Source organism: Blautia sp. MCC270, assembly GCF_018785605.1.
Lineage (GTDB): Bacteria > Bacillota > Clostridia > Lachnospirales > Lachnospiraceae > Blautia_A > Blautia_A fusiformis.
Map to the genome: position 1 here is coordinate 1 of NZ_WQQD01000024.1, position 24,870 is coordinate 24,870.

Annotated in this window: 20 protein-coding genes; 3 read left to right on the forward strand and 17 right to left on the reverse strand. The window is 47.1% G+C overall.

Annotated elements, in window-relative coordinates; genetic code table 11:
- Positions 1–299: 299 nt before the first annotated feature.
- The gene (locus GPK58_RS07735; protein ID WP_252195784.1) at positions 300–1,994 is read left to right on the forward strand and encodes a CapA family protein; all 1,695 of its coding nucleotides are present in this window, start codon (positions 300–302) and stop codon (positions 1,992–1,994) included.
- Between the two features lie 149 nt (positions 1,995–2,143).
- On the opposite strand, the gene glgB is transcribed toward GPK58_RS07735, so the two are convergent.
- The 6 genes from glgB to GPK58_RS07765 all read right to left on the reverse strand — a co-directional run bounded on the left by glgB (position 2,144) and on the right by GPK58_RS07765 (position 10,486).
- Complete coding sequence (gene glgB, locus GPK58_RS07740; protein WP_110104071.1) at positions 2,144–4,030, reverse strand: 1,4-alpha-glucan branching protein GlgB; 1,887 nt, start codon at positions 4,028–4,030, stop codon at positions 2,144–2,146.
- 211 nt (positions 4,031–4,241) lie between these two features.
- Positions 4,242–5,648, reverse strand: coding sequence for a polysaccharide deacetylase family protein (locus GPK58_RS07745; protein WP_015525358.1), 1,407 nt, complete (start codon positions 5,646–5,648; stop codon positions 4,242–4,244).
- A gap of 227 nt (positions 5,649–5,875) precedes the next feature.
- Positions 5,876–7,231 carry a trigger factor gene (gene tig, locus GPK58_RS07750; RefSeq protein ID WP_215638457.1) on the reverse strand — a complete coding sequence of 452 codons (1,356 nt, stop codon included), beginning with the start codon at positions 7,229–7,231 and terminating at the stop codon, positions 5,876–5,878.
- A gap of 78 nt (positions 7,232–7,309) precedes the next feature.
- Entirely contained in the window at positions 7,310–8,794 is a 1,485-nt protein-coding gene (locus GPK58_RS07755; protein WP_114001928.1) for a polysaccharide deacetylase family protein, read from the reverse strand.
- 53 nt (positions 8,795–8,847) lie between these two features.
- Entirely contained in the window at positions 8,848–10,332 is a 1,485-nt protein-coding gene (locus GPK58_RS07760) for a polysaccharide deacetylase family protein (RefSeq protein WP_330383021.1), read from the reverse strand.
- Positions 10,283–10,486 (reverse strand): hypothetical protein, encoded by a 204-nt coding sequence (locus GPK58_RS07765; protein ID WP_021653069.1) that lies wholly within the window; start codon positions 10,484–10,486, stop codon positions 10,283–10,285. Before GPK58_RS07765 ends, GPK58_RS07760 begins: the two co-directional genes overlap by 50 nt.
- A gap of 94 nt (positions 10,487–10,580) precedes the next feature.
- Between GPK58_RS07765 and GPK58_RS07770 the strand changes: the two genes are divergently transcribed.
- A complete protein-coding gene (locus GPK58_RS07770) occupies positions 10,581–11,021 on the forward strand; it encodes a type IV pilin (protein WP_015525354.1) in 441 nt (146 codons plus the stop codon).
- A gap of 99 nt (positions 11,022–11,120) precedes the next feature.
- Here the strand turns inward: GPK58_RS07770 and GPK58_RS07775 are convergent, their stop codons facing one another.
- From GPK58_RS07775 to GPK58_RS07815, 9 genes are all read right to left on the reverse strand, one after another.
- The gene (locus GPK58_RS07775) at positions 11,121–11,567 is read right to left on the reverse strand and encodes a DUF1934 domain-containing protein (protein WP_021653071.1); all 447 of its coding nucleotides are present in this window, start codon (positions 11,565–11,567) and stop codon (positions 11,121–11,123) included.
- A gap of 32 nt (positions 11,568–11,599) precedes the next feature.
- Positions 11,600–12,421, reverse strand: a complete 822-nt coding sequence (gene murI, locus GPK58_RS07780) for a glutamate racemase (RefSeq protein ID WP_021653072.1) — start codon at positions 12,419–12,421, stop codon at positions 11,600–11,602.
- Between the two features lie 56 nt (positions 12,422–12,477).
- On the reverse strand, positions 12,478–12,717 hold the full coding sequence (locus tag GPK58_RS07785; protein ID WP_021653073.1) for a hypothetical protein: 240 nt from the start codon (positions 12,715–12,717) through the stop codon (positions 12,478–12,480).
- Positions 12,718–12,822: 105 nt separating this feature from the next.
- Positions 12,823–14,508: a GerAB/ArcD/ProY family transporter gene (locus tag GPK58_RS07790; protein WP_173761232.1), complete on the reverse strand. Its 1,686-nt coding sequence runs from the start codon at positions 14,506–14,508 to the stop codon at positions 12,823–12,825.
- Between the two features lie 5 nt (positions 14,509–14,513).
- Positions 14,514–16,010 (reverse strand): spore germination protein, encoded by a 1,497-nt coding sequence (locus GPK58_RS07795; protein ID WP_215638458.1) that lies wholly within the window; start codon positions 16,008–16,010, stop codon positions 14,514–14,516.
- Positions 16,011–16,145: 135 nt separating this feature from the next.
- Positions 16,146–16,847: a GntR family transcriptional regulator gene (locus GPK58_RS07800; protein WP_022427303.1), complete on the reverse strand. Its 702-nt coding sequence runs from the start codon at positions 16,845–16,847 to the stop codon at positions 16,146–16,148.
- Complete coding sequence (ispE, locus tag GPK58_RS07805; protein WP_110104074.1) at positions 16,837–17,718, reverse strand: 4-(cytidine 5'-diphospho)-2-C-methyl-D-erythritol kinase; 882 nt, start codon at positions 17,716–17,718, stop codon at positions 16,837–16,839. Before ispE ends, GPK58_RS07800 begins: the two co-directional genes overlap by 11 nt.
- 90 nt (positions 17,719–17,808) lie before the next feature.
- Positions 17,809–19,377 (reverse strand): DUF3794 and LysM peptidoglycan-binding domain-containing protein, encoded by a 1,569-nt coding sequence (locus GPK58_RS07810; RefSeq protein WP_173723148.1) that lies wholly within the window; start codon positions 19,375–19,377, stop codon positions 17,809–17,811.
- 3 nt (positions 19,378–19,380) lie between these two features.
- Positions 19,381–19,836 carry a protease complex subunit PrcB family protein gene (locus GPK58_RS07815; RefSeq protein ID WP_114001930.1) on the reverse strand — a complete coding sequence of 152 codons (456 nt, stop codon included), beginning with the start codon at positions 19,834–19,836 and terminating at the stop codon, positions 19,381–19,383.
- A gap of 215 nt (positions 19,837–20,051) precedes the next feature.
- On the opposite strand from GPK58_RS07815, the gene GPK58_RS07820 reads away from it, so the two are divergent.
- A complete protein-coding gene (locus GPK58_RS07820) occupies positions 20,052–20,792 on the forward strand; it encodes a lysophospholipid acyltransferase family protein (RefSeq protein ID WP_118607954.1) in 741 nt (246 codons plus the stop codon).
- A 55-nt stretch (positions 20,793–20,847) separates the two neighbouring features.
- On the opposite strand, the gene pflA is transcribed toward GPK58_RS07820, so the two are convergent.
- On the reverse strand, positions 20,848–21,597 hold the full coding sequence (gene pflA, locus GPK58_RS07825) for a pyruvate formate-lyase-activating protein (RefSeq protein ID WP_015525340.1): 750 nt from the start codon (positions 21,595–21,597) through the stop codon (positions 20,848–20,850).
- 8 nt (positions 21,598–21,605) lie between these two features.
- The gene (gene pflB, locus GPK58_RS07830) at positions 21,606–23,867 is read right to left on the reverse strand and encodes a formate C-acetyltransferase (protein ID WP_227589026.1); all 2,262 of its coding nucleotides are present in this window, start codon (positions 23,865–23,867) and stop codon (positions 21,606–21,608) included.
- Between the last annotated feature and the right edge of the window lie 1,003 nt (positions 23,868–24,870).

Below are 24,870 nucleotides of genomic sequence, written 5' to 3' on the forward strand. Positions count from 1 at the left end.
GGCTGGCGGAAATCTGCGTTGTTTTTCAAAAGTCCGCTGTCTGAGCGGCTGCAAGACGCGAGTTCGGACTTTTGGAAAACACTTTTAGCAGATTCCCGGCAGCCTAGAAGCCAGCCCCCGACGAAGCCGCAGACCAGACAGCATCCCCGACTCGGGCGTACGTTCACCCCCACCACCCTCTTCCCACCAAAATAAAAATCTGCTATAATACAACCACACAACAAAAATCAAAAATAACAAAGCGAACAATCACCAATCAATCGCATTCAAAATCCAAAGAAAGACAAGGTAAAATATAAATGAAATTTCCACCCAACATCAAAATCCCCGACTCCCTCAAAGGAGTCTTCAAAAAAAGCTCCACCCCGGAGCCCCTCAGAGAAACCCGGCGCAACCCCAAGGACAACATCCCCCTGAACTTCCGCGAACGCAGCAATGCCCGCGTAAGTCTTATGGCATCCGTCATCGTCCTTGCGATCCTGGTCCTCTTCTTCAATCAGCTGGACTACCACCTCATCCGCAAACCAGCCATAGACGCCCAGAAAAAAGCTGCGGCAGTCAAAGCCAAGGCCGAGCAGGAAGCAGCCGACACCACTGCCGAAACTACCACTGCCTCCGTCATCGCAGTAGGCGACAACCTCTATCACCAGAGTCTCATCGACGCAGGAGCATCCTCTGACGGCAACTGGAACTACGACAAGATCTACACCCACATCAAGGACGCCATCAAGGACGCAGACATCAAAATGATCGATCAGGAAACCGTCTTCACAACCGACCATGACAGCGTAAGCTCCTACCCATCCTTTGCAACACCCACAGAAGTAGGAGACGCCATTATAAAAGCAGGATTCAACGTAGTAGAATCCGCCAACAACCACATCGATGACTTCGGAGAAGGCTTCCTCACAGACACACTGAACTTCTGGAAAACCAAATATCCGGATGTCACACTTCTGGGGATCCACGACTCCCAGGAAGATGCCGACACCGTCAAGATCCGTGAAGTAAACGGTATCAAGATCGCATTTCTGGATTACACCTACGGCACAAACGTAGGCGGCATTGAAGGAAAAGACTACATGATCGACATGATCCGCAAAGACAAGATCACAGCCATGATCCAGAAAGCAAAACAGCAGGCCGACTGCATCATCTTTGTAGCACACTGGGGTACCGAAGACGAAACCATGCCAAACGAATACGAAAAACAGTGGGCAGCCTACCTTATGGAGCAGGGCGTAAATGTCATCATCGGCGGACATCCACATGTACTCCAGCCATATGGCCGCCTTACTGATGACAAAGGCAATGAAACTGTAGTCTTCTACTCTCTGGGAAATTTCGTATCCACCCAGCAGAAGCTAGAAGAACTTCTCGGCGGAATGGCAAAATTCACCATTCAGAAAACCGTACAGGACGGCAAGACCTCAATTGAGATCCTGACCCCTACAGTGGAACCTCTGGTCATGCATTACAACAGCGATGCCGGTGAATTCGGACCATATATGCTTTCCGATTACACAGAAGAACTTGCATCTCAGAACGGTGTACAGTCATACATTGGCTCCGGTGTATTCACTCTTGACAACCTGAAAAAGAAGTTCAACGAGATCATGTCCATGAATGTCACTCCATCCACAGGAACCAACCTCCTGGATGTGACCATTGACACAGACCTGAACATGATCGATGCATCCGGAAATGTCGTAGAAGATACCGACTCCATCACAGCAGAAAAATATTACGCAGATAAAGGCATTGACATCACTTCCGAAGACTTTAACTCTGCTGATAATAACTCAGGCAGCACAGACGACTCCTCGGATGACGGTTCCTACGATGACAGTTACTCTGACGACGGTTCCTACGATGACGGTTCCTACGATGATGGTTCCTACGACGACGGTTCCTACGATGATGGTTCCTACGATGATGGTTCCTACGACGACGGTTCCTACGATGATGGTTCCTACGATGATAGCGAAGAATAGCGATAACTTTTCGTAACCAGTTTATACCCAGATCCATAAAATACCGGAGATCCGGCACCTCTGAAGCCAACACTTCAAAGGTACACAGATCTCCGGTATTTTTATTTTATCTCTTATATTTTCTTTCAAAGATTTCGCTATACAGAATATCAGTATGTAAATATACCAACTCCATAAGCTTCCAACGGATATGCAAAAGAAAACTCCCGGTTGTCACAATTTTTCTTTTCGGCTTTAAATACCTTGCCCTTCGGAAGAAGCCCCTGCTCATCCATGATCAGCTTGTACTGTTTTTTCTTCGGAACGCCTACACGGTAATCCGGACGTGCTACCGGTGTAAAGTTGCATACTATCAGGATATTATTACGTCTTGTAGGAGATTTTCTCACAAAGCTGAAGATACTTCTGTCGCCATCGTTGGCATTGATCCACTCAAATGCAGATGGATCATTATCTGCACCGTAAAGTGCCGGATATTTGCGGTAGATATGCAGAAGATCACTGACATACTGCTGCAACTTCTGATGATTTTCCTCGCCAAGAAGATACCAGTCAAGCTCTCTGGCCTCACTCCACTCACGCAGCTGTCCGAAATCCTGTCCCATAAACAGAAGCTTCTTACCCGGATGCCCGAACATAAAAGTATATCCGGCCTTCAGGTTCTTGAATTTATCATCCAGCTCTCCTGGCATCTTCTCCAGCATAGAACACTTCAGATGTACTACCTCATCATGAGACAGAACCAGAACATATTTCTCACTGTATGCATAAGTCATAGAAAATGTCATCTTATTATGATTAAATTTACGGAAATATGGATCTAGCTTCATGTATTCCAGGAAGTCGTTCATCCAGCCCATATTCCACTTCAGAGAGAATCCAAGCCCGTCGTCTTCTGCCTTACCTGTTACCATCGGCCATGCGGTAGATTCCTCTGCGATCATGACAGTTCCATGATTTCTTCCGAGAACAACGGTATTCAGATGCTTAAAAAATTCAATAGCCTCCAGATTCTTGTTTCCGCCGTATTTATTGGCGATCCACTCACCGTCTTTCTTACCGTAATCCAGGTAGAGCATGGATGCAACCGCATCTACACGAAGACCATCAACGTGGCATTCCTCTACCCAGTAAAGAGCGTTTGCGATCAGGAAATTCTTCACCTCCGGACGTCCGTAATTGTAGATCTTGGTTCCCCAATCCGGATGCTCACCCTGTCTCGGATCTGCATGCTCATATACAGCAGTTCCGTCAAAGTTAACCAGTCCGTGTGCATCCTTCGGAAAATGTGCCGGTACCCAGTCAAGAATGATACCGATTTTCTGACGGTGAAGATAATCCACCAGATATTTGAAATCCTGCGGTGTTCCGTAGCGGGAAGTCGGTGCGTAATAGCCGGTTACCTGATAGCCCCAGGAACCGTCAAAAGGATGCTCTGCAATACCCATAAGCTCCACATGGGTGTATCCCATTTTTTTGACATACTGTGCAAGCTTCGGCGCCAGTTCTCTGTAGGAATAGAAACCATCCTCATCCTCTGCTGTCTGCGGATGCTTCATCCAGGAACCCGGATGCACCTCATAGATAGACATGGCACCTGTGTCCGGATCAAAGTTCTCGCGATTTTTCATCCAGGTATCATCTTTCCATTTATAGTTGGTGATATCTGTAATACGAGAAGCTGTTCCGGGACGCATTTCAGCGGCATTGGCATATGGATCTGCCTTGTAAAGCTCCTCACCATGTGCACCTGTAATGTAAAATTTATACAGCTGTCCGATCTTCGCTCCCGGTACAAATGTCTCATAAACGCCAATGGGTCCAACTTTTTTCATGGGATTCTTCTCCGTATCCCATTCGTTGAATTCACCTATAACAGAAACCGCCTGTGCATTAGGTGCCCACACTGCAAAATAAACCCCCTTTTTTCGGTTCTGCGTATCTGGATGTGCTCCCAGCTTCCTGTAAATATCATAATTCGTGCCCTGACCAAACAGATACTGGTCAAGCTCCGTAAATTGTAATTTCTTTCCCATTTTCAGGTACCTCCCTTTATAGTTCTGCCACCGTCCATTCCCCAATTTTAAGTGGAATTTTTTATTCTATAATTATACCAATCCCCATATTTTCAGTCAAGGAAAAACCCTCTCCGGCTAATATGTGTCTATTATCCGACAGTGTCAGATAAAGTCAAAAAAGAGACCTGAATGACGCACATTTTGTCATTCAGGTCTCTCCTGTCATTTTTTAATATTCTTCGCTTCCATCGTCATAAGATTCGTCGTAGGAACCATCATCATAGCTTCCATCATCGGAAGATCCATCCGAATAATCACTTTCGTCAGAACCATCGGAATAGTCCCCTTCATCGGAAGATCCGTCACTGACATCCGATCCGTCAGAAGAATCGCTTCCATCGGAGCCATCCTCAGAGGAATCCTCTGAATCGCTGGAATTTCCTGCATATCCTGCAACACGACCAGCCTGAAGAGAGCTGTCCCAGAAGTCAGAATAGGAAGCACTCTGTAACGTAACATCCTTCGCTTCTGCAAGCTCGCTGACTGTTACAAGCTTATATCCCTGGTCGATCAGTGCCGGGATCAGCTTCTCTGTGGCACACTTCACAGATGGTTCATGAATATCATGCATCAGGATGATAGAACCGTCTCCCAGTGAGGAATCATTCATGATCTGGTTATAATCTGCATCCGCATCCATCAGCTTCCAGTCCAGAGAATCCGTAGACCACATGAAGAAAGGCTTGCCAACTGCACTCATCTGCTCATCTGTGATCGCGCCATACGGTGCACGACATACTGTTGATGCCTGCCCACAGGCTTTTACCAGTGCATCATCCGTCTTCTGGAACTCCTGCATAACAGAATCCAGATCCATATTCGGCAGTGTCTGTTCCGGATGATCCCAGGTATGGTTACCGATCTCGCAGCCAAGCTTTACCATTCGCTGTATGGTAGATTCACGGCCCTCCACATTCTGTCCCAGCATAAAGAACGTAACATGGATATTGTATTTCTCAACAGTATCAAGAAGTGTCTCTGTATACTCTCCAGGACCATCATCAAAGGTCAGAGCGATCATCGGGCGCTTCTTGGAAGGATCATAAGAGCCATCCTCATTAAAATAATAGTCCTTCACACCTTTCTCCACCCATCCGGTCTGCATGTATCCCTTTTTATCAAAGCTGTATGTTGTTCCGTCAATATCCGCAAAACCATTTACATAATATGTACCATCCGGATTCTGATACCACTTTCCTGTAGAATCCTCATGCCATCCCGGAGTCATAACAGAAAGCCTTTCGCCTGCTGCACTGCCCTTTACCGGCATCACCGTTGCATCCGTACCGGAATCCGCGCTGTCTGTATCCGAAGCAGCCGTATCCGTCGATGCCGTACCGTCCTTCGTACTGCTGCCTGTGGAAGCTCCGGCGGTATTTGCCTGGACATTTACTGTCTCCGCATCCTTATTGCTTCCGCCGCCTGCATGGTTGACGATGGGAAGAATTACCCCTCGAACAACAAAAACCAGCAGAAGAATCGCCGCAACTACACAGGTTATCCGCTTCATCATCCGCCGCCGTCTTAACTGCTGCTGTTTTCTGCGCATCCTCTCACGCAAAACTCTTTTGTCCATTTTTTACATCCCCGTTTATATACTCATATCTTTCTTTGATATTTAATGTCTGTCTTTAATCATACCGCATTTAACGCTTAAATACAATGGAAATTCCCGAAAGAATCTCTTAATTTGTTACTGTTCACTCCGTTCTCAGTAACACACTTCGCGATGCACATGTAAAAAAAATGGCACCCGAAACACATTCCGGGCACCACACTTTTTTAGCTGCTGATACTGTCAGATCACTCCTGACCCGCTGCATCCGATGTGCTGCTGTCTGCATCCTGATCCGCCTCGCCGTCTTCCGGCACCATATCTGTAGCCTCTGCCGCTTCCAGCTCTTCATCCACGGTACCTTCCGCACTGCTTCCGTCCGAGGAAGGATCATCTCCGTTTACTCCCTGGGTATCACCGGCAGAAACCTTCTCCTCAACCGTTGCATTGTCCAGGATAAAATCTTCCACTCTGAGAAGTCCGATGGATTCATCCACGGCTGCCTGTCCGTATTTATCTACCAGCGCAGCCAGATCCTTCACACTGTATGCTTTGATCAGTTCATCCTGGATACTGAGAGATTTTTTGTCTTCAAGTGTCATATTCTCCGCATCCATGATCCCCTGTACGATCAGGTTCTGCTTTACTTTAAACTCCGCATACTGACCGCTCTGCTCCTCAAAATCATCCATGGAGATTCCCTGAGCTTTTACAAAATCCTCCAGCGTCATATCACCCTGTTTTGCATAATTCTCATACAGACTGCGAAACTCTGTCTTGGCTGTATCCAGATCCTCCTGTGGATATTCCTTCACTTCAGATGCTGAGAGCACTGTGTTCCATGCAGTTTCACGCAATGTGTTCTGTGCACTTGTCTTCGCTTCATCCTCCAGTGTAGTACGGATTTCCTTCTTGTAATCATCCACACTCTTGCAGTCTGTATTCTTGGCTACCCAGGTATCGGTAAGCTCAGGTGCACGCTTAAAGCTCTGCAGAGTGACCTTAAATACCACTTCCTGTCCGGCCAGCTCTTCCGAAGAGTATTCCTTCGGGAAAGTCAGATCGAGATCCTTAGTCTCACCTTTTTTCATTCCGATGATCCCGTCCTCAAATCCGTCGATAAACGTTCCGGAGCCTATGGTCAGCTCATAATTATTTGCAGTACCGCCGTCAAAAGCCACTCCGTCCTTGGTTCCCACATAATTAATGGTAACCACATCTCCGTTCTGAACACTGCCTTCCGTTACTTCCTCAGCCTTGTTCTGAAGCTCTTCCTTGATCCTTCCGTCAACCATATCATCGGTTACGGCTTCTACTGTGTTATCAAGAGTCAGCCCCTTATATTCTCCGATGGTCACATATTTGCTCACATCATCCACGGAAACAAGCCTTGTGTCTCCGGAGGCTGCCTCTTCGCTGTCTTTATTGGAATCCGTTTCTTCTGACTCTTTGGAATCTGCAGATCTGGAATCTTCTTTATCTGTTGTATCCTGCGCTTCTGCTGCAGGTTTTTTGTCATCTTTCTGGTCTGTTGATGTGCCACATGCAGTGATCGCCAGTGCCGCACACAGTGCAAGAACCATGAGATATGCTTTTTTCTTCATAACCTACTCCCTTCATCAAGTACTGTCGGTTCGATTATAATCTTTTTTTATACAGATTTGTAAAGTGTGTTTGCTGTCTTACATTTCCGGTACCGGTGTCGGTCTGGAAGAATCCCACACCTCCGATACATCAAACAGGTCACTGAGCATATCCGGATTGTAATACATTCTGTATCCATCCAGATTCCGTCTTCCCTGACGGAAATATTCACTTGTGATCTGCACAAAATACTGACTGGAATCTACATTGCAGAAATAGCGGTAGCCACGGCTTTTGTAATACTCATACTTCTCATTATCCGAGGTGTATCCTTCCCAGTCGCCGATATCCGCACCAAAGGCAAAAATGATCATATCGGTTTTTCCGAGGATGGGTGCCACATATTTTTCCCATTTTTTATTATCGGTCTTCAACTCCGCTGCTGTGGAGCTTGTAGCGTTTCTGTGACCCCAGGTATGGCTTGCAAATTCCCACCCGTCCTTTTTCATGGCCTTCGCCACTTTTTTGGCTGCTTTTACTTCTTTATCATAGTCAAAATCCGGATTGGCCTTGAGAAAAGCCTTCTGGTCATCCTGAAGATTCTTCTTGGTCTTATATGCCCCATCTGTACGGTAGCCCAGAACACCATTATAACCGGTCATTGCCAGAATACCCTTTCTTCCATGATAGGAAAAATCCGGATGTTCTTTGACAAAGGAATCCAGGATCGGCACCACATCGTAATCTCCGGTCACAACTGTACCGTCTGCCTTCTTATACTCGCATTTGATATCTCCGTTGTCGTCGATCACCAGCTTTGTGGCAAATCCGTCTCCGTCCATATAATGATAGTAGCTGACGTCATCCTCTGAAAGAACAAAAGGGATCTTGCCTTCCGGCAGCATGATCTTTCCCCTGCTCATGGTTCCGTCATCATTGATCACAGCCATATCATGAGGACTCACCAGTACGTAACCCTTATCATACATGATCTGGAGCATTTTTTTGAACTCGCTGACTGTGGTCATCATCTGATTATATCCGGCCTCATCGGAATCTCCGTCAAAGGCCAGTGAGGTATTCACGATCAGGGAATGAAAAAATACATGGGTGATATTCTCAAGTGGATATTCCACACAGGCATCTCTTTTTTTCATGTAGGCTGCTGCTGCTTCCTGCATCTTGTCACTGGTAGCAAATTTCCAGTTGTTTTTCAGCACGGAGATCGCGCCGGTATAATCATACTGCTGTGCCAGTTTTTTGGCTTTTTTGAGAAGTGTTTTTTCGTCTGAGGAAGTACTGTCGGAGCTGTTCTCGGCAGCTTCCCTTTTCTGTGTTTCTTTTTCTGCCTTTTTTTCTTCCTTCGGTGTCTCGGTAGCTGCCGGCTGGTCCTCCGGGTCCGCTGCTACTTTGGCTTCTTCGGCTTCTGCAGCTTCTGCTTCCGCTTCATCAGACTGTGTATCCTCGTCATCCTGTGTCCCGGAGATCATATTGTCCACCTGAACAGTGACCGGATGGTTTCCGCCCACAAGAAGTGACGCCGCAAGCACTGTTGTCAGTACACCTGCAATTTTTTTCTTCATAATAATATATATGCCCCTTTCTAAAAGTCCCCTCGTATCTCCGGATATGACCGTTACATCGGCGGTACCGGTGTCGGTCTTGCCGGATCAAAAACATCTTTTACGTCAAAAAGATCGGATAACAGTTCCGGGTTATAATACATACGGTATCCATCCAGATTTCGTCTTCCCTGACGGAAGTACCGATCCCGGATCTGTACATAATACTGGCTGGAATCCACGTTGCAGTAATAATTATATCCCTGCCCCTTCAGATATTCGAATTTATCCCCGGAATACTCCTGGTCATTGGTAATGTCGGTTCCAAAAGCAAAAATGATAACATCCGTTCCCCCGATCAGCGGATCTACATTTTTCTTGAAACGTTCGGTATCTGCCTGAAGCTTCTCCAGAGTGACCTGTCCCACATTCTGATGTCCCCAGGTATGGCTCGCAAATTCCCAGCCTTCTGCCTTCATGGCATCGGCAACCTTTTTTGCGGCTGCCCGTTCTTTTTCCAGGCTGAAATCCGGATGTGCATCCAGCCACTGTACTTTATTTTCATCCAGATCTGCCGGACGGGTCTCATAGCTTTCGTCGGTCCGGTATCCCAGGATCCCGTTGTATCCGGTAAGTGCCAGGATTCCTTTTGCACCGCGATATGAGAAATCCGGATGCTTTTCCACAAAACGGTCGATCAGCGGAACCATGTCGTAATCTCCCACGGAGACACTTCCGTCATCTTCCACATATTCATTGCGGATCTTTCCTTTATCATCCACGATCAGCTTCGTGGCATAGCCGTCACCGTCCATGTAATGATAATAGCATACATCATCCTGTGAGAGGACAAACGGCGTTTTCCCAGGCGGAAGAAGGATCTCTCCCTCTGTGATATTCCCGTTGTCGTCTGCCTTTGCCATGTCCTTGATGCTTACCATCACATAGCCCTTGTCATACATGGTCTGCGTGATCTTGTTAAACTCATCAATGGTTGTCATGACCTGATTATAATCTGCTTCTTTGTAGTCTCCGTCAAACGCTTTGGATGGATCCTTGATCAGAATATGATAAAAGACATGTGTCACCTTTTCAAGGGGCCATGCCGTACAGGTTGCTTTTATGTCTTCGTATTTTTTTGCAGCTGCCTGCATCTTCTTATCAGAATCATAGGACGGAGCCTTTTTCAGAAGATCGATAGCTTTGTCATAGTTATACTGACTGGCCAGAAGCTCTGCCTCTGCGAGAGTATCTTTGGAAGCGGTCTCTGTATTTTTAGTACCTGCTTCTAAAGCTTTTTCTCCGGAAACAGTCTGTTCTTTCTGTTTGTCAGAAGAAACCATCTTCTCTTTTGAAGCCTTCTCACTTCTGCCCTTCAGCGCACCGACTCCTACTGATGCCCCGACTGCGACGATCATTGCCGCTGTTATGATGGCCAGACGTTTTCTGCGTTCCTTCAGCTGGCGCTTTCTGCGGCGTTTCAATACCTCTTTCCGCCATTCTTCGTACTCAGGAGTCCCCATTTCCGGTCGGGTTCCCCCGGGCTTTTTCTCTTTCATATAATATTTCCTCCATCTCTGGTTTATCCATTACATATGTTAGCTCAAAGATAGTTATGTCCTGTATTCTCTGCAGCATACACAGATGAACTGCATCGTAATCATTATAACTGGTAACTGCTGAAATTTCCACCGTTCCACCTGTCTTTTTCACTTTTTTAATTGCCTTTTTGACGAAACAATGCTAAAATGTTGTTTGCGTAATGTAACCGATTGCGAAACAAATATATATACAGGGGGATTCTCAAATGAGTACAGTTACCATCGTTCTTCTGGTCATCCTCGTTATTCTGATCGCAGCAGTGATCGCACTCTATTTCTTCGGAAAAAAAGCTCAGAAAAAACAGGACGAACAGCAGGCTCAGATCCAGGCTAACAAGCAGACAGTTTCCATGCTGGTCATCGATAAAAAACGGATGCCGCTGAAAGATTCCGGACTTCCACAGATGGTCATCGACCAGACACCTAAGCTTATGCGCCGGTCCAAGCTTCCGATCGTAAAAGCCAAAGTCGGTCCGAAGATCAACATCCTTATTGCAGATGAAAAAGTTTTTGATCTGATCCCGGTCAAAAAAGAGATCAAAGCTGAAGTCAGCGGCCTTTACATCGTTGGCGTAAAAGGAATCCGTGGTTCTCTCGAAGTACCACAGAAGAAGAAAAAAGGCTTCCTCGCAAGATTCCGTAAATGATCAGAATCCAAAACAGCCGCCATGCTTTCAGGAATTCCCCTGATGCATGGCGGCTGTTCTTATGTAGTGTAATTATATATCTTTTATTTTCTGCAGGATCTATAAAACAAAATCCTTGCAGTCTCTTGGCTGTACCTGGATCGCCAGATAGCAGTCTGCCACATGTTCTTCATTCATATCCAGCGCATAATCTGCTTTGATCTGAAGGTTCTCTTCGCTTTCCGTCAGCTCCAGATTCGTAGCTGAGATTCCCATCTGAAGTGTTCCGTAAGGGGTAGTATAATAGGTCATGTTTTTTTTGCCCTGTTCAAATACCATGTGTACATTGACCAGTCCCTTCTTGCTGACCTCCAGACCCTTTCCGGATACTTTTATGTAATTGATGGTGGGTTCTGCTGTTTCATCCAGCAGTTCCTCATATCTGAGATAATGAGAACCATTGCGGAAATAATACTGTCCCGGAACAATGATCTCTATAGGTTCCTGATCCCCCTGTGCATCCATCATCTGAAGCCCTCTTACATGGATCAAAACTTCTTTCTGCATTCTTTTCTCCTATCATTTATGTACAGATCTGTTTAATATTTTTCGATATCGATCTTCTGTGTTTTTTCTACGTTATACGGCAGGATAGAATTGGCAAAATCCTTAAACTTCTCTGCAAGATCACTTACATAAAAGCGATACGGGAATTCCTCCTGTGCTACCTCATTGCTGGCAAGATCCAGTCTGGAGAGCAGCTTTTTAAGCTCCAGCGCCGTCTCATATGCAGGATTCACAAGGCAGACCTCCTCACCCATGATCTTGCGAATGGTAGATCTTAAAAGAGGATAGTGCGTACATCCGAGGATCAGTGTATCGATCTCCTGCTCCTGCAGCTCCTTCAGATATCTTCTGGCAACCTCCTCGGTGACCGGATCATGATACCAGCCCTCTTCTACCAGCGGAACAAACAGCGGGCACGCTTTTCCGATCACGGTGATCTCCGGATCCAGTTCCTTCAGATAAGAGGCATGGATACCGCTTCCTACCGTACCCACCGTTCCGATAATGCCCACCCGTTTATTTCTGGTTTCCTGGGCAGCAACTTTGGCACCGGCCTCGATCACTCCAAGGATCGGGATATCCAGTTCATCCTTCACCGCATCCAGAGCAAATGCACTGGCTGTATTACAGGCCACCACAATGGCCTTCACCTTCTGTTCCTGCAGAAAATGAATGATCTGGCGGGAATAACGGATCACCGTTTCTCTGGATTTGCTTCCATAGGGAACTCTGGCTGTGTCTCCGAAATATACGATTTTTTCCGATGGGAGATTGCGCATGATCTCCCGGGCTACTGTCAGTCCTCCGATACCGGAATCAAACACACCCACCGGTGCGTTTCTGTCTATATTCATTGATCTTATCTCCTGAAATAATTAATCGAACGTGATTGGTCCGTTGAAATATTGTATCACCAATCCAGGGCTTGCGCAAGCCAGAAGGATATCTTCACCGGCTTATTTTCCCCGTTGTCCTCTGCTTTTTCAAAGCAGAATTCCGGGTAGATCGTTCCCCACCAGGCATAAAACTGTGGCTGCCGATCACCGGCAGTTCTTCTCTCCCAGGTACTCCCTGCAAGGATCACTGCCGTGAGCAAAAGGAACCCTCCTGCTTTTTTTAATACATGCTTCTTCATTTTTATATGCTCCATGAGCAAGCCCTCCTGTCAAAAATCTTCTGATAATCTTATCCAGAGATATACTGTACGATTTATCGTACTGATCATCATCTGTATTATTAACAGTCCGGCTCCCATCTATTCATTACTGCCGTAATCCACTTCCAGAAGCTCACCTTCCACCCATATCTCCGGAAGCCAGGGCAGCGTTCCATCCTGACAGAACTGATGATATACCTCCCGCAGAGTCACACCCTTCTTCTGCTGCCCGGATGTGCGGTTCTCCTGAATTCCCTGAAGGTATTCCCCTATGGAGCTTTCCCGGGCTCCCTTCCAGTGAAAAACATCTCCCAGCATATCCGTCCGGAACACGTAGACATCCTCTCCGATATGCTCTTCCTGCTTCAGATATCCGATCAGTGCTTCCCGGGCTCCCTCTCCCAGGATCTGTTCATCCAAGATCAGCACTTCAAGATGACCCAGATCCAGAAATTTTTCCTGAGACCGGTTGTAAACTGCCTCGATCTCCTGAAAGTCTCGGCCGGAAAGAGTCAGCACAGAAATCGGATCTTCGTCCGGTTTTTCCTGTCCGGTAGCTGTACTCATATCCGGCATTGCATATTTCAGCACAAAGCCATTCTCTGAAACACCGGCCCCCAGTGCCAGCGGATAAGCTCTTTTTTCCGGTTCTACTGCCGCACAGCCTGATCCCGTCAAAGTGATGACCAGGACAAGTCCTGCCACAGTTACTTTTTTCTTCCGTCTTCCCCGGTTTTCCGTACTGAGAAAAAGCTGTATCACAAGCAGAAACGGTACAAAGATGTACCCCAGATACCAGCCATAATACTCCCGGATCCCCATCCCGTTTCTCTCATACAGGGAAAGCAGCCAGCCTGCTGCCGGGATCCAGTACCGACCGGTCCCGAATCCGGTTTTTTCCGCGATCTGATTTCCGTAATGAAACAAACTTCCCAGAGAAAACAAAAGTCCGAATACCAGAAACCCCATCCATATCACATCAAATCTCGCCAGTACGTTTCCCGGAAGATCTGCACCCTCCAGAAGAGGCAGTACCGGACAGATCTCGTTTTTAAGGCGTGCACCTCCAAAAACTGCCGGAAGAAGGAGCTGCATTCCAAAAATGATCCCGCAAACTGTAAGAAAAGCCAGGATCACAGGTTTTCTGGCACTTCCTTGTTTTTTTGCATACTCCAGCCCGAAGGGAAGAAGTCCTGCTCCTGAAAAAGCACACAAAAGTGTATACAGATCACGGAGCCATCGCTCTCCTGTAAATCCTGTTTCCGGATCTTTCATCACTTCCATAAAGTACTCTGTTTTTCCCTGCCCTGCACATAAAAGCATCAGAAGAAGGATCCCTGCCAGAAAAATCCTTCCGGACACCTCAGCGATCCGCCCTCTTCTCTGCATTCCGCGATGCGTTCCCAGACTACAGGCTACAACTGCAAGAAGAGACAGCCATTTTCCGGAAATCCCGCTGATCAGACTTTCCGGGATCACCTCCCCCAGAAGGCCCGAAAGAAATGCCGAACTTGCGATCACATATACCAAAAAGAACAGGCCAATAAATCGTACAGTAAAACTTCCTGTCCTTTTGGAAAGCTCTCCATATGCAGGTGTCAGACGTATCAGCCAGATCACATAAAAAGAGAGCACTACGGCCGCAGCAGCTGTCCCTGCCATGGCACTGATGCCCAACATCGCTCCATTCTTAAACAGGCACAGCAGAAACGGCGCCGGAAACACCAGTATGATCTGCCGAAAAAGCTGTCTGTGGGAAATCCTGTTATTCTCCGCAAATCTCATAACCTTTATCCTTTCCGGCTCCATGGCCTTGTCCGAAGCCTGCGTTTCTGGGCATTTCTGGCATACAGCGGCCGGAATTTCCGCTTCCGGAAGGGCTGTCGCAAAATCCTTCCACCGGTTTCCGCCTCACTGTTCTTCTCTACAAAAGGTACCAGATATGGGACACCGAAGCTTAAAAGTCCTGCCAGATGCGCCATGGTGAGATACAGTCCCAACACGATTCCGAATATACCTAGAAATCCTCCCAGAAACAGAAAAGCGTACTTCAGAAGCCGGAATGCAGAAGCAAATTCCTCATTAGGTATAGCCAGTGATCCCAGTGCTGTCAGTGCCACGATGATCACTACCACCGGGCTGACAAGATTGGCCTCCACCGCAGCCTGTCCGATGATCAGTCCTCCTACGATCCCAATGGCATTTCCAAGAGCTCCCGGGATCCGCACACCAGCCTCCCGTATCAACTCAAAAGACAGTTCCAGGAACACCAGCTCCACTACACTGGAAAATGGAACGCCCTCTCTTGCCTGTGCAAAGGAAAGGATCAGATTCGCCGGAAGGATCTGTGTATGAAACCGGATCACAGCCAGATAAAGTCCGGGGAGCAGCGTTGCCACAGCCATGGCCAGATACCGGAGCACCCGCAGGAAGGATGCCATCTCAAAACGGTTGTACCAGTCTTCACTGCTTTCCATAAAACTGTTGAATGCTCCGGGAACCACCAGTGCCACCGGCGAATTGTCGCAGAGCAGAACTGCTTTTCCATTCAGCAGCTCCTGGGCAGCCCGGTCCGGCCGCTCCGTTGTCTGAAACTGAGGAAAGGGAGAATACCATGCTTCTTCTGTCAGCTGTTCCAGCATCCCGCTGTCCAGGATCCCGTCCACTGCAAAAGATTCCAGGCGCTCTTTCACAGCAGTCAGAAGCTCCTCATGGACCAGATCCTCCACATAAAGAAGCTGTACCACCGTATTGGAGCGTACACCGATGCTGCTCTGCTCCACCTTCAGCCTGGTATCCCGGATCCGCTTTCTCACAAGAGCCGCATTGGTTTTTACACTGTCACAGAACCCCTCCTTGGAACCTCTGAGGACCTTTTCCGTTTTCACCTCTGATACAGCCAGCCCCGGATATCCTTTACTGGAAATTTTCATTGCTTTGTCGTATCCATCCAGAAAGAAAACTGCATTTCCCGAAAGAATGGCACCAAATACCTCCTTCATGGAAGACAGCTCCTTCACATCTGCAATTCCAAGACTGTTTCGGCGGATAAATTCCCGGATCTTTTCCTCCGGGATCTCCCAGAAATGATTGATCATTTTTCCGATAGCAGAATCATCCAGCATCATGTTTGAAACCGCAACCTCAATATAGACCATCAGACAGTCCGCCTTATGTCCCTCACCAAGGCGCATGGGCCTGATCAGGATATCATCGCAGTTTTCACACCGTTTCCGGATATACGATTCATTTTCATGAAGAGATATCGATATCTTCTTTGTTTCCATAAAGCCACCATCCTTTACAGCAAGTTCCCCCACTGCTTATTGCTTTTCGCAATTGAAACAGGGGACTTACTTGATTCGGTTAAAAAAAGAGATGCCCCAATGACATCTCTCTTAATATTCCCGCATATCCGGTTCTTATTCTTTTTTCTCGGCCTCTTTGGCCTCATTCTCCGCGCGGATAGTACGGATGATCGCTTTTCGTTGATTCTCCAGATGATGGAAAGAAATATCCTGCGCCTTTTGCACATCTCCTTCACGGATGGCTTTTACCAGCTCTTCATGCTCACTGACCAGAAGATTTCTTGTCTGCTCCTCCTTCAGATACTCTACACGATAGCGATACATCTGCTCACGGAGATTATTCAGGACCTGATTCAGACGCTTATTATCAGAAGCCTGATATATGATCTCGTGGAAAGCCACATCGGTTTCCGCCAGACGGACCAGATTTCCCTCTGCTTTTGTTTTTTCAAATTCCTTGGCTGCCACCCAGAGCCTTCCCAGCTCATCCTCTGTGATCAGCTTGCACGCTTTTTCTATGGCAACATTTTCGAGGGCGATACGCACCTCCAGAACATCGTTCAGATCCTTTTCTGTGATGCTGGCTACCTGTGCACCTCTGCGTGGGATCATCACTACAAGACCTTCCTGCTCCAGCTTGCGCATAGCCTCACGCACCGGTGTTCTGCTCACGCCAAGACGCTCTGCAAGGGCAATCTCCAGAAGTCTTTCGCCCGGCTTCAGCTCTCCCTTTAGGATTGCCTGCCGCAAGGTGTTAAAAACAACATCCCGAAGCGGCAGATATTCATTCATATCCACAGAAAAATCACTTGTCATTTGTAACTCCTCCATCTCTATTGTAAATATCCGTGGCAAATACAGTCTTTGCAAGCCCGCTCTTTCTGAGGCTTCTGGCTGCCGCGGCCATCTTATCCCTGTTATTAAAGATTCCAAACACAGTAGGACCGCTTCCACTCATCACGGCTTTCAGCGCACCTTTTTCTTCCATAAGGTTCTTGATATTGCCGATCACAGGATACTGTCGGATGATCCCCGGTTCAAATACATTCTCCATTCTGGATGCCATGGCATACAGATCATTATTTCTGATAGCTCCGATGAGTCCATCGATGTCCGGATGTTTTCCGATCCCTTCCAGATTCAGATTCTCATAGGCTGTTTTTGTGGAAACATTGATTCCCGGTTTTCCTATCAGAACATAACATTTCGGAACTTCCGGAAGTCTGGTCAGCTTCTCTCCGATTCCCTCCGCAAGAGCTGTTCCCCGCATGATACAATACGGAACATCTGCTCCGACCTTTACTGCACGTTCCATCAGCTGTTCTTCGGTAAGCCCTAAATGGAACATCCGGTTCACACCCACAAATGCGGCCGCTGCATCGGAGCTGCCTCCTGCCATGCCTGCTGCCACCGGGATAAATTTACGAAGCTTGATGGAAAGTCCCTCTTCAACATCGAACTCCTCCATCAGCATCTGTGCTGCCTTATATACAAGATTTCTCTGATCTGTAGGAATAAACGGAAGATTGGTCGTCAGTACGATCCCCGGCCGTCTGGTCTTTCTGATATCCAGGATATCATACATACGGATGGTCTGCATGATCATGCGTACCTCATGATAACCGTCCTCTCTCTTTCCCAGAACATCAAGTCCGAGATTGATCTTTGCCATTGCTTTTAAACGCATAAGCCCCTCCATTTGTACTTTGTATACAGTATTTATACATGTATTTTATATGATTTTTACATTCTTTTCAACAGCAAAATATTCCACTTTTTATTTGATCTGACCTTCCACTTTTTTCACAACAAGAAGCGGAGTTCCCGGAGAGGGTTCCTGATTTTCCTTGAGAGCATTGATCGTCCGGATCTCCTGGATAGATGTGTGATATTTCCTTGCGATATCCCACAATTCATCTCCCGGTTTTACCATATAAACCAGGATTCCCGGCATAGCCTGGAGTTTTTTCATATCCAGTGGTTTTTCCTCTACTTTCTCAATGATAAATACCGGTTCTCTGGCAACTGCCAGAAGCTCCAGTCCTACAGTTGCCCGGATCTCGATCTCATTTCCATCTGCCATGGCTGCGGAAAGCTGCTCCAGCTTTGCTTTTAACTGATAACAGCTGTCCTGTCGGATCCCTCTTGCTTCCACCATATGGGAAAACGGTATCATTGCCTCCATGGAATAAAACGGCATATCATCATTTCCAATAATGTACAGGATCTTCAGCATGACCACGCCATCTGCCTGCACACCGTTCTCTACGATCCTGGTCTTATCAATCTTCACTTTTCCCTGACTGTGACACAGCTGGAGGACTTTTCCCTGAGTCTCCTTTACCTGGATCCTGTCACTGATCCTGCATCTGGAAAAATTACGTACCAGAAGCCGTTCCAGTACCTCATTCTTTCCTTCCGGAACACATTCACGGATCGGTGTATACACATCGGTAATGAGATCATATTCCTCTTCCCTGAAAAATTTCATATCCAGCTCCAGCACCACATCCGAAACAAGGATCCGTTCTTCCCCATCGACATCCGGTTTGGCCTCCAGACTCTGATGCATCACCGAAGCTTCGATCAGCGGAATCAGTTCCTCCGTGCAGTCCGGACATTCCACTTCTCCGGAAAAAGGCAGCGAATATTCCAGCCACTGCACCGGGGCTTCTGTATCTTCTGCTCCGTACAGCACAAAAACAGACAGCTCTCCCCTTGCCTTTACCACATTTTCCTCCGGCTTCAGATCCAGCCCCCGTACATCCATAGTATACCAGATCAGACTGGCGATATCCGGACGATTGGAGGCAATGGTATACTCATCCTTGATCCGGAGTGTATCTTTTTTATGTACGGTAAGTCCCAGAAAACGGACTGTTTTTTTTCTGACAGATACCTCTTCTGCATCCAGCGCCACCGGAAGGCGGATCTGTTCCGTTTCATCCACAGTCGCACAAAAAGTTACCAAAGCTTTGATATTGAGCTTTCTGGAATGGATCAGGCGGATCGTAAGATCTTCAATTTCCCACTTCAGACACATTTTATCCCCGTTTATGATATCCTTCAGGTTCAAGGTTTCCTCAAATGGAAGTTTTGCAGTAAGACTGCTGACGATCCCTCTTTCTTCCCCCACATAAAGGATATCTACCTGCAGATTTCCCGTAAGAATACCTTTCCCGTCAGTAAGACGGACATCATCCATAATGATCCTGCCCTTATTCTGGATCAGTCTTCCTGCATCCGGTTTTGCATCCGGTACATTAAAATCCTCATCAAAAGTGATCTGACTTTTTGCCCTGCTTTTTTCCTTTAATATCTGCATGCTTTCTTTTTTTAATTCCACAGTCTATTCCCCTTTCTCCGACTCTTTTTTCACCGGACTGCTGCTTTCCCGGAACGTTACCGGCTTTTCCTGTTTCCGGGTTTTTATCACAATGCAGGGATAGGACGGAACTCCTGCCTCCTTAAGATCCTCCGGTCCAAGAAGTTTTGTAACAAAAAATATCCCATTCGAGGATTCTCCAAGCTCCTCTACCTGGATACTGTATCCGCCACTCATCTGCCGCCCGTACCCTTTGGCCAGGTAAAGATCCTCTCCGGTTTCATAACTCAGCTGAAATTCCTTTTCCTTTTTTTCTTCCATAAGCCTGGAAAGCTCCTCCGGGATATCCCGGCGTTCCACAACGGTGTAATCTACCGGTTTTCGTTCTTCTTCCTCCACCCGGACAAATCGACACCCGGAAAGCAGCAGTGCCAGCACGGCAGCTGTCAGCACGATCCGCAGAAATACTGCTTTTTTCATAATATAAGCCACCTGCATGATTCGTTACTGTTCACTCCGTTCTCAGTAACACGCTTTGCGGAAGATCACCAGTAAACAGTAACCATTATTCAGTATTTATTCTATGTGAGCAGGGAAAGATTTATTGCAACTATCGGATTTTCTTCGTATAATATAAAAATACCATCTTACTGCGGAACTCTCCGCAAGTATCTATAACAGAAAGGACAAAAGACATGATTCGATTCATACTTGTCTGTATCGTGGTGATCGCCTATCTGGTGCTGACCATTCCGGTTCTCCTTGTAGAATGGATCATCGGGAAATTTTCTCCCATGACTAAGGATATCAGCTCTCTGCGCATGGTACAGGCCATATTCAAATTCATCCTGTGGATCACAGGCGCCAAAGTCACCGTCATCGGCGAAGAAAACGTTCCAAAGGATCAGGCTGTTCTCTATGTAGCAAACCACCGGAGCTATTTCGACATCCTGCTCACCTACAGCCGCTGTCCGATCCGCACCGGCTATGTTGCCAAGAAGGAAATGGAGCATTATCCGCTGCTCTCCAACTGGATGCGCAATCTCTACTGTCTCTTTCTCGACAGAGAGGATATCAAGCAGGGTCTGAAAACGATCCTTCAGGCCGCAGACTATGTGAAATCCGGCATTTCCATATGTATCTTCCCGGAAGGAACCAGAAATAAGAATGCTGATGAAACAGAAATGCTGCCTTTCCATGACGGCAGCTTCAAGATCGCAGCCAGAGCCAAAAGCCCGATCATTCCTATTGCGATCAGCAACTCTGCCAATATCTGGGAGGCCAATTTCCCGAAGATGACACCTACACACGTAGTGATCGAATATGGCAAGCCTATCATTCCTTCAGAGCTTGACCGGGATACTCAGCGCCGCTTAGGTTCCTATACACAGGATATCATCAAAGAAATGCTGATCAAAAACAAAGAACTGGTGTGAACATCAAAAAAACCATATCTATGTCTGTTTTTCGACATAAGATATGGTTTTTTTATTACTGTGTACCTGCTCCCAGGATTTTTTCCGCATTTTCGATACGTTCTTTCGTTGGCGGATTGATTCCCTTCAGCGGATAATCAATATGCAGATTTTCCCATTTAAAGGTTCCGAGTGTGTGATATGGAAGAACCTCCACTCTCTCAACGGTCTTCAGTGTTGCAATAAAGTCAGCCAGCCGGTGGAGATAGTCATCCCGGTCATTGCGTTCCGGAACCAGTACGTGACGGATCCACATGGATACGCCCATATCGGAAAGCTTCCGGGCCATGGCAAGAATATTTTTATTGGTACATCCTGTGAGGATCTTATGCTGTTCCTCATCAATGTGCTTGATATCCAGCATGACAAGATCTGTGTACTTCATCAACTCTTCCCATTTTTCATACCACGGACCCTCTTCTGTGTAAGGGTTGCCGCTGGTATCAAGTGTTGTGTGGATCCCAAGTTTTTTTGCTTTTCTGAACAGCTCAGTGAGGAAATCGATCTGTAACAGTGGCTCGCCTCCACTCACAGTAATACCGCCCTTACTTCCCCAGTAAGAGCGGTATCGACAGGCTTTTTCAAGCAGCTCATCTGCTGTGTACTCCGTCCCTGTTTTCATTTGCCAGGTGTCCGGATTGTGGCAGAACTGACAGCGCATGGCGCAGCCGCTCAAAAAGATCACATACCGGACTCCTGGTCCGTCAACAGAGCCGAAGCTCTCCAGTGAGTGGACGTAGCCAGTGATTTTTTTCTGGTCGTCCATATTTTTTATTACATCCTTTCGTGGCAGGTTCTTGCGATAACGTCAAGCTGCTGCTCTCTTGTAAGGTCGATGAACTTAACAGCGTATCCGGAAACACGGATCGTGAAGTTTGCATACTCCTCTTTTTCCGGATGCTCCATAGCATCGATAAGTTTCTCTTTACCGAATACGTTTACATTGAGGTGATGTGCACCACGATCAAAGTATCCGTCAAGTACATTTACAAGATTCTCTGTACGCTCTTCCTCAGAATGGCCAAGTGCATCCGGGTTGATCGTCTGAGTATTGGAGATTCCGTCAAGGGCATCCTCATAGTCAAGCTTTGCAACAGAGTTCAGGGAAGCAAGAAGTCCGTTCTGCTCTGCGCCGTAAGACGGGTTTGCTCCCGGTGCCAGAGGCTCGCCGGCTTTTCTTCCGTCCGGAAGAGATCCTGTAGCTTTACCATAAACAACGTTGGATGTGATGGTAAGGATGGATGTGGTTGGCTTGGAATCACGATAGGTATGGATGTGTTTCAGCTTCTCAAGGAATGTGGAAAGCAGAGTTGTTGCGATCTCGTCTGCTCTGTCATCATCGTTACCATAACGTGGGAAGTCACCCTCAACCTGGAAGTCTGTTGTGATTCCGTCCTCGTCACGGATTGCTTTTACTTTTGCATATTTGATAGCGGAAAGGGAATCTACTACGTGTGAGAATCCGGCGATACCTGTTGCGAAGGAACGGTCAACCTTTGTATCGATAAGTGCCATCTCAGCTGCCTCATAGTAGTATTTATCATGCATGTAGTGGATCATGTTCAGTGTTCCAACGTACAGATGTGCAAGCCAGTCCATCATCTGGTCGTATTTTGCGATTACTTCGTCATAGTCAAGGTACTCGGAAGTGATCGGCTGATACTGCGGTCCTACCTGCTGTTTTGTCTTCTCATCAACACCACCGTTGATCGCGTAAAGAAGGCATTTTGCAAGGTTTGCACGAGCACCGAAGAACTGCATCTCTTTACCTGTCTCTGTAGCAGATACACAGCAGCAGATGCTGTAGTCATCGCCCCATACCGGACGCATAACATCATCGTTCTCATACTGGATGGAACTTGTTGTAACAGAGATGTCTGCTGCATATTTCTTGAAGTTCTCAGGCAGTCTTGAAGAGTAGAGAACTGTAAGGTTCGGCTCCGGAGCCGGTCCCATATCCTCAAGTGTATGAAGGAAACGATAGTCGTTCTTTGTTACCATGGAACGTCCGTCCTGTCCCATACCTGCTACTTCCAGAGTTGCCCATACCGGGTCACCGGAGAAGAGCTGGTTGTAAGACGGGATACGAGCGAATTTAACCATACGGAATTTCATTACGATATGATCAACAAGCTCCTGTGCCTCTTTCTCTGTAAGAGTTCCGTTCTCAAGGTCTCTCTCAATATAGATATCAAGGAATGTGGAGATACGTCCAACACTCATTGCAGCTCCGTTCTGAGTTTTGATCGCTGCAAGATATCCAAAGTACAGCCACTGGAATGCTTCCTTTGCATTCTTAGCCGGCTGGGAAATATCAAAGCCATAGATCTGAGCCATTTCTTTCATCTTCTTCAGAGCACGGATCTGATCTGCGATCTCCTCACGAAGCTGGAAGTCATAACGTCTCATACCCTGACGGTCGCATGCTGCGAAGTCTTTCTCTTTACCTGCGATCAGATAATCAATTCCGTAAAGAGCAACTCGTCTGTAATCACCTACGATACGTCCACGTCCGTAAGTATCCGGAAGTCCTGTAAGGATCTTGTTGTGACGTGCTCTCTTCATCTCCGGTGTGTAGATATCGAATACACCCTGGTTGTGTGTTTTGAACTCATAGTTGTTGAAAACATCTTTGATCTTGTCGCTTACATGGTATCCGTAAGTCTCACATGCCTGCTCTGCCATTTTAATTCCGCCGTATGGCATGAAAGCACGTTTCAGAGGTTTGTCTGTCTGAAGACCTACAACCTGCTCCAGGTCTTTGAGTTCCTCATCGATATATCCAGGACCGTATGCTGTAATTCCTGTTACTACCTCTGTCTCCATATCAAGAACGCCGCCTTTAGCACGCTCTTCTTTCTGAAGCTCCTGAAGCTTGCCCCAGAGTTTATCTGTTGCCTCTGTTGGTGCTTCCAGGAAGGAAGCATCTCCATCATATGGTGTATAGTTCATACTGATGAAATTACGAACATCGATCTTCTCTTTCCAACGATCACCCTTAAAACCATTCCACTGTTCAAAATCAACTTTTGCCAATTTGTTACACATCCTTTCCTGTTGTCTCAATATTTCGTTCACCGCCCGCGCAGTTAGTAATATATAACATTTCTCATGACGACCATAAGATAACAGATTCCGAATTTAAAGTCAACAGCTTGGAAGTATGTTCTTTATAATATACATGTAATTGTATTATTGATAAAAATAATGAGAAAATTGTACCAGATATTGTACAATGTCGGGCGTCTGACGGACGCTCCTGGGCGGAGGGCGTTTCCTTTCCAGGGGGGACACTTTGGCAGTGGGGTTTCCCTTTCTGGGGGACACTTTGGCGTGGGCAAGTTTGCGAGGGGGAAAGGCGCTCGGAGTTACGAAGCCCGCTTTTCCCCCTCGCGCTCCCCCTTTCCGGGCACGTCGCTGTTCTGCGCTGTGGTATGGGGTAGTGTATTGGCAAATGCCTGTATGCTGCTGTATTGGTGGCATCAGGCTGAGCCGATTTTTTTTCGCCGGACGGAAGGCGGTCTGCGCAGCAGACCTGTTCCTGGTGGTTGTTGTATTGCTGGCGCTAATCTGCTCCTGCCTGTTGTTCTATTGCTGGCGCTAATATCTGCTCCTGCCTGCTGTATTGCTGGTGCTGACCTGCTCCTGCCTGTCGCTGTATTGACGGCGCTCACTTGCTCCCGTCTGTTGTCGCATCACTAGCATAGACCTACTTCTGTCTGTTGTTGTATTGCCGACGCTCACCTGCTTCCGTCTATTGTCGCATCACTGGCATAGACCCGCTCCCATTAACAACAGGGAACAGGCCCGCTGCGCGGGCCGCTTTCCCGTCCAACGAAACAAAAATCGGCTCAGCCTGACACTGCCAATACAGCAGCATACAGGACTAAACCGATAAATTAACACACTCCAAGGCGTAGCACAGCGGCGTGCCCGGAGGGGTGGGGTGTGGGGAGGGGAAACGGGCCAATGCCATTTAGTTAGAACATAGTATTCCAAAAGATTGCAATGTATGGTAAAAAAGAATTATACATTGCAA

Bases quoted from the DNA above. Each gene is read 5' to 3' on its own strand.
- GPK58_RS07820 (WP_118607954.1), top strand. From the start codon at position 20,052: ATGATTCGATTCATACTTGTCTGTATCGTGGTGATCGCCTATCTGGTG.
- GPK58_RS07795 (WP_215638458.1), bottom strand. From the start codon at position 16,010: ATGGAAACAAAGAAGATATCGATATCTCTTCATGAAAATGAATCGTAT.
- GPK58_RS07790 (WP_173761232.1), bottom strand. From the start codon at position 14,508: ATGAGATTTGCGGAGAATAACAGGATTTCCCACAGACAGCTTTTTCGG.
- GPK58_RS07775 (WP_021653071.1), bottom strand. From the start codon at position 11,567: ATGCAGAAAGAAGTTTTGATCCATGTAAGAGGGCTTCAGATGATGGAT.
- GPK58_RS07785 (WP_021653073.1), bottom strand. From the start codon at position 12,717: ATGGAGCATATAAAAATGAAGAAGCATGTATTAAAAAAAGCAGGAGGG.
- GPK58_RS07800 (WP_022427303.1), bottom strand. From the start codon at position 16,847: ATGACAAGTGATTTTTCTGTGGATATGAATGAATATCTGCCGCTTCGG.
- ispE (WP_110104074.1), bottom strand. From the start codon at position 17,718: ATGCGTTTAAAAGCAATGGCAAAGATCAATCTCGGACTTGATGTTCTG.
- murI (WP_021653072.1), bottom strand. From the start codon at position 12,421: ATGAATATAGACAGAAACGCACCGGTGGGTGTGTTTGATTCCGGTATC.
- GPK58_RS07745 (WP_015525358.1), bottom strand. From the start codon at position 5,648: ATGGACAAAAGAGTTTTGCGTGAGAGGATGCGCAGAAAACAGCAGCAG.
- pflA (WP_015525340.1), bottom strand. From the start codon at position 21,597: ATGGACGACCAGAAAAAAATCACTGGCTACGTCCACTCACTGGAGAGC.
- glgB (WP_110104071.1), bottom strand. From the start codon at position 4,030: ATGGGAAAGAAATTACAATTTACGGAGCTTGACCAGTATCTGTTTGGT.
- tig (WP_215638457.1), bottom strand. From the start codon at position 7,231: ATGAAGAAAAAAGCATATCTCATGGTTCTTGCACTGTGTGCGGCACTG.
- GPK58_RS07815 (WP_114001930.1), bottom strand. From the start codon at position 19,836: ATGAAAAAAGCAGTATTTCTGCGGATCGTGCTGACAGCTGCCGTGCTG.
- GPK58_RS07735 (WP_252195784.1), top strand. From the start codon at position 300: ATGAAATTTCCACCCAACATCAAAATCCCCGACTCCCTCAAAGGAGTC.
- GPK58_RS07760 (WP_330383021.1), bottom strand. From the start codon at position 10,332: ATGAAAGAGAAAAAGCCCGGGGGAACCCGACCGGAAATGGGGACTCCT.
- GPK58_RS07755 (WP_114001928.1), bottom strand. From the start codon at position 8,794: ATGAAGAAAAAAATTGCAGGTGTACTGACAACAGTGCTTGCGGCGTCA.
- GPK58_RS07770 (WP_015525354.1), top strand. From the start codon at position 10,581: ATGAGTACAGTTACCATCGTTCTTCTGGTCATCCTCGTTATTCTGATC.